The 12,298-nt window shown below is 33.2% G+C and carries 15 protein-coding genes and 2 pseudogenes; 6 read left to right on the top strand and 11 right to left on the bottom strand.

Annotated elements, in window-relative coordinates; all coding sequences use genetic code 11:
* Positions 1–143: 143 nt before the first annotated feature.
* Entirely contained in the window at positions 144–524 is a 381-nt protein-coding gene (locus tag RCG22_RS01110; RefSeq protein ID WP_308105344.1) for a hypothetical protein, read from the bottom strand.
* Between the two features lie 260 nt (positions 525–784).
* Between RCG22_RS01110 and RCG22_RS01105 the strand changes: the two are divergent.
* Positions 785–1,304, top strand: a pseudogene (locus tag RCG22_RS01105) (recombinase family protein).
* Between the two features lie 171 nt (positions 1,305–1,475).
* On the opposite strand, the gene RCG22_RS01100 reads toward RCG22_RS01105, so the two are convergent.
* Together RCG22_RS01100 and RCG22_RS01095 are read right to left on the bottom strand one after the other, a co-directional pair.
* On the bottom strand, positions 1,476–2,375 hold the full coding sequence (locus RCG22_RS01100) for a hypothetical protein (RefSeq protein WP_308105343.1): 900 nt from the start codon (positions 2,373–2,375) through the stop codon (positions 1,476–1,478).
* 318 nt (positions 2,376–2,693) lie between these two features.
* On the bottom strand, positions 2,694–3,473 hold the full coding sequence (locus RCG22_RS01095) for an ATP-dependent DNA ligase (protein WP_308105342.1): 780 nt from the start codon (positions 3,471–3,473) through the stop codon (positions 2,694–2,696).
* Positions 3,474–3,735: 262 nt separating this feature from the next.
* Between RCG22_RS01095 and RCG22_RS01090 the strand changes: the two genes are divergently transcribed.
* Complete coding sequence (locus tag RCG22_RS01090; RefSeq protein ID WP_308105341.1) at positions 3,736–4,506, top strand: DUF3800 domain-containing protein; 771 nt, start codon at positions 3,736–3,738, stop codon at positions 4,504–4,506.
* The gene (locus RCG22_RS01085; protein ID WP_308105340.1) at positions 4,493–5,140 is read left to right on the top strand and encodes a hypothetical protein; all 648 of its coding nucleotides are present in this window, start codon (positions 4,493–4,495) and stop codon (positions 5,138–5,140) included. Before RCG22_RS01090 ends, RCG22_RS01085 begins: the two co-directional genes overlap by 14 nt.
* Positions 5,141–5,472: 332 nt before the next feature.
* On the opposite strand, the gene RCG22_RS01080 is transcribed toward RCG22_RS01085, so the two are convergent.
* Entirely contained in the window at positions 5,473–5,637 is a 165-nt protein-coding gene (locus RCG22_RS01080; RefSeq protein ID WP_308105339.1) for a hypothetical protein, read from the bottom strand.
* 36 nt (positions 5,638–5,673) lie between these two features.
* Positions 5,674–6,009: a YolD-like family protein gene (locus RCG22_RS01075; protein ID WP_308105338.1), complete on the bottom strand. Its 336-nt coding sequence runs from the start codon at positions 6,007–6,009 to the stop codon at positions 5,674–5,676.
* A gap of 319 nt (positions 6,010–6,328) precedes the next feature.
* Between RCG22_RS01075 and RCG22_RS01070 the strand changes: the two genes are divergently transcribed.
* The gene (locus tag RCG22_RS01070; protein WP_308105337.1) at positions 6,329–6,718 is read left to right on the top strand and encodes a hypothetical protein; all 390 of its coding nucleotides are present in this window, start codon (positions 6,329–6,331) and stop codon (positions 6,716–6,718) included.
* 40 nt (positions 6,719–6,758) lie between these two features.
* Here RCG22_RS01070 and RCG22_RS01065 read toward each other — a convergent pair whose 3' ends face one another.
* Positions 6,759–7,241, bottom strand: coding sequence for a hypothetical protein (locus tag RCG22_RS01065; RefSeq protein WP_308105336.1), 483 nt, complete (start codon positions 7,239–7,241; stop codon positions 6,759–6,761).
* An 85-nt stretch (positions 7,242–7,326) separates the two neighbouring features.
* Positions 7,327–8,100 carry a PH domain-containing protein gene (locus RCG22_RS01060; RefSeq protein WP_308105335.1) on the bottom strand — a complete coding sequence of 258 codons (774 nt, stop codon included), beginning with the start codon at positions 8,098–8,100 and terminating at the stop codon, positions 7,327–7,329.
* A 229-nt stretch (positions 8,101–8,329) separates the two neighbouring features.
* On the opposite strand from RCG22_RS01060, the pseudogene RCG22_RS01055 reads away from it, so the two are divergent.
* Positions 8,330–8,772 (top strand): annotated as a pseudogene (locus RCG22_RS01055) (helix-turn-helix domain-containing protein); the annotation flags it as partial.
* Between the two features lie 170 nt (positions 8,773–8,942).
* Here RCG22_RS01055 and RCG22_RS01050 read toward each other — a convergent pair.
* The gene (locus RCG22_RS01050) at positions 8,943–9,194 is read right to left on the bottom strand and encodes a hypothetical protein (protein WP_308105334.1); all 252 of its coding nucleotides are present in this window, start codon (positions 9,192–9,194) and stop codon (positions 8,943–8,945) included.
* Between the two features lie 217 nt (positions 9,195–9,411).
* Here RCG22_RS01050 and RCG22_RS01045 point away from each other — a divergent pair, with 217 nt between their 5' ends.
* Positions 9,412–9,855, top strand: a complete 444-nt coding sequence (locus tag RCG22_RS01045; RefSeq protein WP_308105333.1) for a hypothetical protein — start codon at positions 9,412–9,414, stop codon at positions 9,853–9,855.
* Between the two features lie 125 nt (positions 9,856–9,980).
* Here the strand turns inward: RCG22_RS01045 and RCG22_RS01040 are convergent, their stop codons facing one another.
* The 3 genes from RCG22_RS01040 to RCG22_RS01030 form a co-directional block, all read right to left on the bottom strand.
* Positions 9,981–10,457 carry a GNAT family N-acetyltransferase gene (locus RCG22_RS01040; RefSeq protein WP_308105332.1) on the bottom strand — a complete coding sequence of 159 codons (477 nt, stop codon included), beginning with the start codon at positions 10,455–10,457 and terminating at the stop codon, positions 9,981–9,983.
* A gap of 221 nt (positions 10,458–10,678) precedes the next feature.
* The gene (locus RCG22_RS01035) at positions 10,679–10,891 is read right to left on the bottom strand and encodes a hypothetical protein (RefSeq protein WP_308105331.1); all 213 of its coding nucleotides are present in this window, start codon (positions 10,889–10,891) and stop codon (positions 10,679–10,681) included.
* A gap of 382 nt (positions 10,892–11,273) precedes the next feature.
* Complete coding sequence (locus tag RCG22_RS01030; RefSeq protein WP_308105330.1) at positions 11,274–12,281, bottom strand: DNA/RNA non-specific endonuclease; 1,008 nt, start codon at positions 12,279–12,281, stop codon at positions 11,274–11,276.
* Positions 12,282–12,298: the final 17 nt, after the last annotated feature.

Below are 12,298 nucleotides of genomic sequence, written 5' to 3'. Positions count from 1 at the left end.
CAAAGAAAGAAACTGATGTACTATCGTTATTATTTTAACCCTAAAAAGTAATTTTGAAATACTAAAATAATTATCAAACAAATAAAAAAGACCATCTTAAAGATGATCATTTTTACATTATTCTTGAATGAATAATAGGCTACCTATAAATCATACCGATTCCTTTCTGACACTGGTAGGATAGTAACACTGTCTTTTTTTCTCAAATCTTTTTTAGAACCTAACCCAGGTTGAAAACTTACATCACTATAACTAAATCCAAAGTCAGCAATCATTTTTAGTCCATCGTCAAAATTAACTTGTTTCCTTAATTCCTTGTAATCTAATGAATTAAAATTAATTGGGCTTTTCCCATAAAAATCAACATAATGGTAGTATTCAGTACCTTCATAATCTCCCTGGCTAATCCGTCTTTTTAATAAAATTCCCATGTGCTTAATTTCACCATTTTTCTCCCTCATACAAATGGGGTGTTCTTCAATATTGTCATCATAACTTAATGAAAATTCATGTAACAAGTACATAATATAACCTCACTTCCCAATCCGATATATAAAGAAATTATACCTATGTTGTAAGAACTAGTACTATTATTAGATATATATTCTAAATACTTTTTTAGTAAAAGGATATTATTCTTAATTCTAGAAGTTATAAGTTTTGTACAAAGAAAATAACATCTTAAATTGCTGCTATTATTGCTATTGATATTGTCTAAAAGTTAGTTTGAAATAAAAATACAAAAGATATAAGACTTTTAGACAATAAGAGAGGATTAACAACTATGGCAATCATTGGTTATGCAAGGGTATCTACTAGAGACCAGGAATTAGAAATACAAATCGACAAAATTAAAGGAATATGGCTGTGAAAGAATCTTTATGGAAAAGCAAAGTGGAGCTAAAAGCGATCGTGAGGAACTTGCCAAAGCTTTGGACTATTTAAGAGAAGGCGACAAGCTGGGTGTTTATAAGCTGGATAGATTGGCGAGGAGTACATTCGATTTACATAAAATCGCAAAAGTGCTGCAAAGCCGGGGAGTATCCCTAGTGTTTATTAAAGAACAGATTGATTTCTCGACACCAGCTGGAAAGCTCATGTTTACAATGCTGGGTGCTATTGCTGAATTTGAACGGGGCTTAATCGCTGATAGAACAGCAGAAGGGCGTGAACGGGCAAAAGCTCAAGGAAAGCATATGGGTCGTATTGGAAAGCCAGAGAAGGACATTAAGAAGGCTTTAAAGCTTTATTATGAAAGGGAATCAAATGGATTAAGCGTCAACGATATTTCAAAAACGACTTGAGTTCCTAGAAGTACTATTTACTCTAAAGCAAAAGAGAAAGGCTTAAGTTAAAGGAACTCAATTGTAACATCTCTTCAGTTATTAAAAGAAATTACGTAAAAGAGCTTGAAATTACTCAAGCTCTTTATGTCTCTTTATGTATTCATATAATTTTTCACCCTATATGATTTTCTAATCAATCAATATAAAATCACAAAATTTCACTAAATTATAATATATATGATCTAAGTACTGATTTAGCATTCTATAAATTAAAAAAACTTCTCCTTCATCTAGTTGGTCAGATGTGAATAGTGAATATGAGTTAAAGTGCATTAGCGAACTTGTCATTTCGTACACTATCTCATATTCATCAGTTAAACCTACCTTATCAGCCTTTGCTTTCCAACTTCTCCCGTCTGCTAATAACTTAAATACTTTAGAACTTTGTCCATTAGTTTGAAAGAATTTATTAAAAGATTGGGAATTCGCCAAATCTTTTGCTCTTTTTAAGTTTTTACTTTTATATTCATCCAATTTGTTTTTATAGGTGGATAAGATTTGTGTTTCAACAAGATGTTTATGAAATGAATATCCGTGATTTTCTACATCTTCCATAAATATAGTGATTTCTTTTTTTAATTTTTTATCCAATTTTTCGATATTGGTCAACATATTATCAGGATCATTTGAGTACTGTTCTTCTTCCATTATTAAATTATTTAATAATTGAATTTCCTTTTCGATTCTTGTAACAATTTTATCTAATTTATTAATTTGTGTAGTTTGAATTGAAAAATAAACCTTAAAAGCGTAATCTTTTTCTTCTAATAATAATCTGCTGACAACTAATGTTTCAAAAATATATCTAAGGTTACCCAACATTATCATCATCTTTTTTTCGTCGTCTAATATTTCTTTAGTTAATTTAGTAACCTTATCAAGAACCGCAACAGAAATACTATAACGAATATCATTCGGTGTTTTCATCTTTTGCATATTAATGAGATTTTCTAATTTTTTATATTTTTCTAAGGTGACCCTGGTATCTTCCGAATTCTTTTTAATTCTTTGTTTGTAATAATCGCTCATTTTAAATTATCCCTCTTCATTGATTTTGAATTTGTAAATACACTAATAAACCAAAAGTAGATCTAATAACCATGTACAATTATAAAACCTTCTTACGCTCACCTTTCCTCCCACTTTAAAACTAATTAGACTTATAAATAATTCTATTTTCCTCCAATAATTCCTTTTTTTAATTAAACTGTTATTTTAGTTTAAGTTACAATCCTTCCCACCCCCTAATATATAATAAAAGGATGGAACCATAGTGATCCCATCCTTAAAATTAATTCTTTTTACTTAATTCCATTCCACAAATGACGGTAGCCTGAGTAACCCCGTTTATGTTAGATTTCTATACTTCACTCGACATTTAATAGGCTCAATAAAGATAAATTTATTATTCTCTGAAACAACTTGCTGCTCCTTGTATAGGTTCTTTTTTTCTCCAGGTGGCATGAACTCCATTACCCCAGCTGATTTGCCATCTAGAAAGCTAAGCAACAGCCTAAATTCGCCTTTTCTAAGCCCCGTAATCATCACATCACTAAACTGGTAGTTAATGACCTTAAGCCACGACTGGCTACGTTTCCCTACCTCATAGCGTGAGTCTTTACGCTTTAACACTATTCCTTCTAAACCTTGCTGCTGGACCAAATCGAAGTATGCAGTACCATGACCCTCTAGATATTTAACTTTTGTTAATAAGCCTGTATCCGTGGGTATTACTTCATCAAAGAGCTGCTTTCTTTCTATTAATGACAGCCTAGTAATAGACTCACCTTTGTATTTAATAATATCGAATACAACGTAACTTAAAGTACCATCTTCTAGAATGTTTCTTTTAGACATGAATCGGCTCATCATAGCCTCAAAATCAGGTTTTCCGGTTTGATCTGTAAAAATAATCTCTCCATCTAGTACTGTACCGTTCGGAATATCTAGTGTTAATAGTTCCGGGAACTTAGCAGTAACTTCATTGTTATGACGGGTATACAGTTGCACCTTGTTATCAATCTTTGAAAGTATCAACCTTATTCCATCTAGCTTTAATTCCGTAATATATGAATAATCATCAAATGGTTGCTCTAACTTTTGTAAAAGCATTGGTGAAACAAACACATAAACTACCTCATGATAATTGTACGATTTCTTAATACTAAATTCATTGGTAACTAATTGTCATTTATGGAAATTCACACTATGATGATATAGGGTGAAAATAAAACTAAACATTTTTAATAAAACTAGTTTTTTTTGTAAATTGTTTTGTCGAAAATGAAAGTTTGCTGTATAAAGAAATGCTATAATGAGTTTTATTAATAATATTAAACAATTTATATATCAATAACATAGTACATGGTATAAGGAAAGGAGTGAAACTATGTACAATTTATATTGTGACGAAAGTTGCCATCTTCCAAACGATGATAGTGATGTAATGGTTTTAGGTGCTATAAAATGTAATGAAAGTAAAAAAATAGAAATTTATAATGAAATTCGAAAAATAAAAGAAAAACATGGTATTAGTAGCTGGGCAGAAGTAAAGTGGACAAAAGTATCGCTAAGCAAACTTAAATTCTATAAAGAATTAGTTGATTACTTTTTTAATAATCAAGATTTAACCTTCCGTTGTACTATAGCTCCAGGTAAAAAAGAACTTGACCATGTGAAATATAATAATGGCAATTATGATGAATGGTATTATAAGATGTATTATCACCTTTTATTACCTATTATAAAAAACGGCTTTTATCCAACAGGTGTCAAAAATTCGGATTTTAGAGTCTTTATTGATATTAAAGACACTAAAGGCGGTCCAAAGGTAAAAAAACTAAAAGATGTATTAATTAAGGGTATAAAAAAAGATAATCTACCAGGATTATCGAATGAGATCTTTTTAAAAGATATTAATCAAATAAATTCAAGGGAATCTGAGTTGTTACAATTGGCTGACCTATTAATTGGTATGGCGACCTATTATCATAGAGGTTTATATTTTTCCGATAAATCAAGTAAAGGAAAGCAAGCACTTATAGAATATTGCTTATTAAAGCATAAGATAATTTTACATGATACTACACCTTTAAATAAAACAAAATTTAATGTTTTTGTTTGGCGTCCACAAAAGGGGGATCATTATGAAATTAAGTAAACTATCCCCACCTAGACAACTTCATGGTGCTAGCATATTGGAAAAGATTAATAATATATTTTACGAATTTAATGAAATATTCATAAAAAAAGAAGGACGACCCTACCTAAATGGGAAATTTATTTTTTTTAATATTAGTACAAAATATAAGGGACGTTCGTTTAGTTATCCAGAAAGATTTATGCATGCTTGTTCTATTATAGAAAAAGATACCCATACCATGTTCCCTTGCAATAATGATATAAGTTATGAACTTTGTCATAATAAATGCCAATGCAATCAGGCTTTGGATGAGTTTCAAGTAATAAATAGAGGGGAATGTTTGTATAGATTAGCCCGTATACATTGGGTTCCAGAAGTAATAGAACTTGCTAATCAAAAAGATGAACGTATTCGAGCTTGGTCTCAAAACGAAACAGATTCAAAGAAGAATAAGATAAGAAAACATTATATACGTTATGAATGTGGAATGGATGACTTTCTAATTATTTTTAAGGAGGATTGGCGTAATAAAACCTTAGTAAAATATGATTTCATAACTGCATTCCCAATCTTTTTAAAACATAACAAAGAACAATATGATAAAAACTATGCAAAATTTAAAAAAAGCACTGTTGTTACAACAGTACCCTAAATGTTATTTAAAAAGCCGGTTATCGCTGTGCGAAGTCCAGCTGTCTCCTTCTACAACATGGTAGATGAGCTATTTTAAATATATTGTAAGAAAGTACAAATGTCAATGAACATTGTCATACATTGTATGACATTACAGTTCTTATATTTAGTGTAACCAATTAACTATAAAATAATTCCTATAAAGGTAGACTAGCCCTTCTCATCCCGAGAGGGGCATATTATCGTTTATACTTTTCTTTATTTTTTAGTTCATAAAGCAAATTCCTTATCCTCTATGAGAAAATGAAATCCTGTACTCCGTCTTACTTTCCAATACGAATCGGTAGCTGCCTAATAGATTTCCTTTTCTTCTGTCCATTCTTTCCTTAATTCTTTTCTCGATCGCTTAATTGCCTCTACATTACCGTGGAGGATTAAACAAGTAAAAAACAATCCTAATTTCACTTTTCTAACCTTCCCAGATAGCTGAAGCAATTCATAAGTGTATTTCTGCACAAAATCGATACGTAGGTTCTCCTCTTTTTATTTCGCTCAATCTACATTCACACCTACAACACTATCGAATGTCACTCGCTCAAACTCTCCAGGCTTTGTTTCTATCCGTAGCTGATGAGTGATTGGGTCCACATAATGCACCTTGCCAGTTATAACCTCCATGAATCCATCGCTCCAAATCGTTAAGAGTACAGGCAAGTGATACTCCATCGCATAACTTATTCGCTGGTCAAACTCCTCCTTTTCATATTCGTCCATAATCGGCTTCAATTGGCGTTGTGCATCACGCCATAATTCATTCTGAGCCTTTACCTGCTCCGGCATAAAAAACGCCCCTTGCCATTTCTTTTTGCCTCTGTCACGAATTGCCATAATGATCATCTCCTCCGTTACTATTATATACGAACAAACGTTCCTTATGTAGACCAAAATAAAAGGACCAATCTTGGTCCAAGTTCATCTGATCATATACAATTAAAGCACCCATTAGTTTAAGTACACTCTTTCACAAAGTAACATATCTACGTTTGAACTTGGAACAAGAAAAAAGCTACCGCAGCAACTCTTTCTTAAAAAAATATGACTTTCAAAAAATAAATTAAAGTAAATATTATTAATATAGTACAGGGTTTTTGGGACTTATTGTCGAATATGGAAATGCGTATGGAATATTTTACTAGGGGGTGTTTTTTTGAAAAATGAACCTACACTGCTTACTTTGAGAGCAGAGTATCAATATGACAATAAGTTAAAAAGGTATTCGAATCGATATTATGTTAATGATAATTCTGTTTACAGTCGGATACAAAGTAATGAGGACGTAGTGAGACATGAAAATTATTTTCTTGGAACGTTGGAGCAGTTAAGAAAAAATTATGATTTAGTCGAGGAGGATATTGAGGATTTAGGGAAAGCAATGGCTAGATTTGAAATAGCTGTAAAAAAAGTCATTGCCTGTAATGATAATCCACATTGTGAATTTGAATACAATGCTTCTCAATTAAATGAATTAATCCAAAAAATATTTAAGTATCACGCTTTAGTTGATAAAATAAATCAACGAAAGTTATTTCAGGATTAATAGTATTTATAAAAAGTCACCTGATGGTGACTTTTTATTTTTATTGACTAATATTCGATAAAATATCGTATCTTTCCTTTATCAAATCATTTAGTAGCTCTTCATCCTCCACTGTTTCCGAATCAATAATTGATTCTAGCTGATTTAAACGTTTTAACGTATCCTTTGGAAGTCTGTCTGTATAAACTACTTTAAAAACATTGGCTTTTACAAATTCCAATTTCCCTTGTTTCTTTAATTCTTTGGATAAGTATGCTCTGTGGTTTCCACCACCCGTTACAGCCAAGTCACCATTAGGAAATTGCAAAAGTGCAAAACCAAAAGGTCCTTCATTGGTCCAACCGTATTCTTCAACTTTTTCTTTAAGTATTCTCATTTTTCGATCATCTTTTATATCTTCTTCTTCAAGACTTAGTGCGATAATCCTCTCAGGATCAATATGAATAATCCCTAAATCATATGTTGCACATTTTTCATTTGTTGCTGCTTCAAATTCAGCAATAACCTCTTCAGTTTTTTTCATCTATTACTAACTCCTTAAACCTCTCCAGAGATATTATTTTTCGTAAAATCTTTTATTTTGTTTACCTTTTTGCCAAAGTCTCCAGTTATATTCCTAACAACTGTTTCTTTTTGGTGTTAAATTCATCTTCTGTAACAACACCGCTATCCAATAGTTCTTTGAATTTTTTCAATTCATCTGCCACTGAACCAGTACCTGAAGCTGTTTGTGGTTGAGTTCCATTAGAACCATTTTTTACTGTATCGAGAACCTCGTGTATGTGACTATTAATGGATATGGCGGAACCTTTGTCTAACGCAATATTAAATTTCTCTTGTGGTGTATCAATGGTGAGAACACCAAACATCATTCCTGTTTCAAATGAAATATCATTAATTCTTTCGTAGGCAATTGCTTTAAACTTTTCACCTGATATCGTTTGCTTCTGTCCAAACATAATTCGTTTATTGGTGATAGCGTAAGCATAGTTATTATCGTGCTTAGTCACGGATACATAATTGTGTAAGCCAATAAAAGTCATTAGAACTTTTTCACCCTTGATCAAATTATTTTCCAGGATCCCAAAGTGTTTAATGCCCCATTTTTCATTAAACCCAGAGCCGAATTTATTTTCAACGCAATACCTATACATACCTTCAGCACTATTCATTGGATCGTCGCCCCGTTTTTCTGCTTTAGCATCAATTATTGCTTTGATTTCTTCTACGGTTACTTTATTAACATTAACAACACTGAATCCACCCGCTTGTTTAACGCAACCCGGACAAACCCAAGCGTCAGATTTTTTTACTTTGTAACGATTTAAGCCAACTTCGTTACTACAAACACCACAAATTGCTTTACGATCAAAAAATCCCATCTTTAAACCTCCATTTTTAGGTCGAAGACAACCCTTTTATAAAGTTTTTTTCTGAAAATCGATTGGTTATGATTTATATGTTTCTTTAACTCTATTATAAACATTATTTTCCTATAATTCCATCCATTGTTATCAGAGAAAACCACTCTTTACCGTAATGATGGAGAAACCACATTTGATATTCCCTATCGTTCAACAGTTGTCTAAAACTCCATTCATTTACTGCTTTCCTGTACTTGCTCCTCTATTTACGAAGGAAATTCTTTATAGGGTTCTGAAAGGGCAGCATGGGGGTGCGTTGGAACAAATGGTAATAGAAGGAAGCTCTACCTATCTTATCAGAGATGTTATCGAACATATTATGAATAATTATGAAAGGTCTTTTCGGATTGAGGAGCTTGCGGAAATAGCAAATATGAGTGTTCCTTCACTTCATAGGCATTTTAAACAAGGAACTGCTATGAGCCCTATTCATTCCAAAAACAATTCAGACTTCAGGAAGCACGTCGCCTGGTAATATCCGAGTCGCCAGATGCAGCTGATGTCGCATTCCGTGTTGGCTATGAAAGTCCATCGCAATTCAGCCGTGAATATTTTCGTATGTTTGGTTTTCCACCTAAAGAAGATATAAAGCGGCTGAGAGAGAAATATGACCAAACGATAAACGTATGAATCCCCTGCCTAATTGCGGGGGAATTTTTATAAATGAAAGGATAAATCCTGTTTGTACGGTTTTTTAAACTGACAAAAAAAATTCAGATTGTGAATAATTACACTTAAACTAAACTGCCCCTTTAGCTTAATAAGGAAAAGAGCCGCACAGCAGCGACTCCATAACCTTTCTAATAATTGGTTAATTCCATTTCATAACAATCCAGTGCAACAACTAAACTTTCCTTTACCCTCCCTTTATTGATTTCTATTGTATATTCATAATCACACACCCTACCAGAAACCCTTTCATCCCCTTCAGGGTCAAAAAATATGTTCATAATTGCCTTCTGTTTAAGCATTTCAAATATTAGTGAAAGGTCATTAAATTCTTTTTCAAAGACTATAAGATGGTCATCCTTTTCTTTAAACTTTACAAGCACGTAAACACCTCCAATTTTACACTATTATCCCCACATTTTATTAAACATAAAAGATACCTTCAATTGGAAGAGCCGTGCAAAAGATAGTTTCTATGTACTTTGTTAAGTTCTCATAATTCAAATCATAGTTTAAGAAAATTTCTTCACAATCTTTTGTACGGTAAACATTCAGAAATTTTAGTGATAAAATTGGTATAAAAAACAAGGGTGATTAATAATGAGTGTTAAAGTTAATCGAAAAGGAAAAAAGAAAAAGTATTTTCAATTAACGTGGACGGATATAGAGCTTGAGGAAGGAAGTGTATATTCGACTGCAAGCATTACGGAAGAAACTGCATTTTTTGCAGCAACTCTTTATTTAAGGATTCATAATGATCTATTGAAAAATCAAAATTTAAATATAATTAGTAATGGGTCATACTTTACACTTAAGCAAACTGAATCGAAACTAAAGATTACTTATAAAATTGATCCAAAGAAAAATTGTGTCCAGGAAGCAGATCGATATTATTTTAAGTGTTCAACTTCCACTAGACCCATTTCTGATAAAGACTATAATCAGGCAAAATTGAGGATTGCGAAAAAGGATAAAATAAAAAAGAGTAAACTTGAAATACCTCCTACTAAAGTTTATCTTGGAGGAAGCGTATCTCCAAAGTGATTAGGTTTTACTATTTGGTTAGGATCCTCTACTAACCTATTCGTGGATTGCTATTTGGCAATCTAATTCAACTAGTCTGACCGTTAGTGGAACAAGAAATAAGTAAAGGCAACAGACTATTTTCTTTAACTCCGCATCAAATTTACATCATTTATTTCTATATTCCATTCATATTGAATATCAGGTAGCTTTTCTTCATTTTCATAGCCTCTTCCAATTATTTTAAATCCATTTTTTTCATAAAATCGTTGTGCATTTTTATTTACTTCAAACGTGTACAACGATAATTTCCCGCTTGATTGTGCTTTTACTTTATTTAATAATATTTGACCTATACCAATTCCTTGATAATCTATGTGAACATAAAGTTGACTTATTTCCGTTTCGTTATAGGCAATCATTCCAACTACTCTTTCATCTATTAACGCTAAATCTATTTGAAACTGCCCAGGTAATATGTGGTTTAAAAAATAAATGTGACTTTTTAAGCTATGACTTTCTTTCTGACCAATTGCCCGTTCCTTACTATTTCGCCACATTTTCACTGTTTGTTCAGCATACTTGGAATCATACTGAACAATTATGATTTGATGTTGGTTCACTACAATACCTCCTCAATTTTTGTTTACTCCCTTATTGTTATATTCTTGTTATGAATATGCATAAATTTATATTCCCTCTTTAATTAGTCGAGTAGAAGAGAACCTCTCTAACTTACGGTAGATTGTGTTCTCCCCCCTCCCAGAACCGTGCTTGCGCAATTAACGCACACGGCTCCTCCTAGTTACCATTCACAAAATATAGCTTATCGTCTAGAATCTGATTAGCTATTTCTGCTATCCTTACTAGTCTTGTTTCCATTTATATTTCCTACCTCTGTGTGTAGTAAATGTGCCCCTAGTAAGGGTGATAACTGGTAGCTAGCCTTTCCTCCATCGGCATTACCCAACTTCATTGGTACTACGCTGCTATCCGACTCCCTAAATCGGCATTTGGCTTCCTTGCTTTTTATCGCTTGTACACCATACTCTTCCAACTAGAAAAGACCGATAGGGTCTCCCGAGTTGCCGTATCATATCAATGTATAACGTGCCAAGATCTCTGACCCCAGAGAGGTTTCATTCTTCTTGCCATATACGAAGAATGAAATATTGCTTTCTGCTGCAGGTAAAGCATCAGCCCTCTCGAATTACTAACATTTTGGAGCTCAATCCCTTCAACCATTTGGCTTTCGGCCCGCCACCTAACTGTCTACGCTTAAAGACTAAAGTTACCTTTAGCCCTCCAAGACTCGCTACGAGCGAATGGCTAGTTCTTACTCGACGGGAATCCCACCCGCTATATGATACGACCTATGCTCGGCCGCACACCTGCTCCGTTAATTCAATAAGTAGAAAAGAATCGCCGCATAACCCCATTTATTCACCTACTAAGCCATCACCATCTCGATCATCCATATATTTATAGAGCCATGAATCTCGCGTAATTGGCATTTTAAAACCAGCAGCTTTGGCTTCAGCGATCGTAACACTTCCGTTATGATTGGTATCCACTTTACTAACATCTTCATTATTATTTTCCGTTTCGGTTGCAGATATATTGTCTGTTTTCGGTGGCGTACTGCTCGTACCTGTCGTTTTCCCTAAATTTTTGTTCACTTCATCTGGGTTTACATTGTCAAATTCATCTGTAATAGATCTGCCCTGAATTTTGTATGTGAATTTATAATGGTTCGGAATTTGCGTCTGTCTATTTGGATATTGAATCACTGCTACGAAATCAGTACAACCTCCTGCATCTCGAATCACTTTTTCCATATAAGCTTGATCACCGTGTCTATTGAGAATGCTGTCTTGAGGTGTAATGTTATATGCGTTAGATACTCCCCCAAGTGAATCAGCAATTACATGCCCTTCATCTAACGTTGGACTCTCTGTGCCGGGAACCTTCGCTTCATCAGAATAGTATCTCCCAGAAGAGGAAACATGTTCAGTATTCGGATTTTGGAGTGTTATATTCTTTGCCTCAACACGAATTAGTTGTCCGTATTCATTTGTAAAAGCCCAATATTCCCTGTCGCCAAACCCGACATCAACTCTGACATTCGGCTTTCTATATCCTGACATTTCTCCGCCATCTACTTCGATTAACGTATATTTACTGTAGTCAAAGTCACCATTAACACTTTTTGTGGTTGGTGTACTAGTGGCAGGAACGCTTGGACTGACTTCGCTTTCACTAGTCGTTTTTTCAGCTTCATCTTCAGGTATACTTTTTTTGCTTTCAACAGTGGCTGCGTTATTTTTGCTTACTTCTTGAGTTTTATTTATTTTGATTTTTTCCTCTTTGCTGGTTGTTTCATTTGATGAACAAGCTGCAAGGAAAACTAATAAAAACGCCATAAATAAGTAGGTTAATTTCTTCATAAATTGTCCCCTTTTTT

Source organism: Neobacillus nitrireducens (genome assembly GCF_030915405.1).
Classification (GTDB): Bacteria; Bacillota; Bacilli; order Bacillales; family Cytobacillaceae; genus Neobacillus.
The sequence above is the reverse complement of the archived record's forward strand: the minus strand, read 5'-3'. Positions and strand labels throughout refer to the sequence as shown.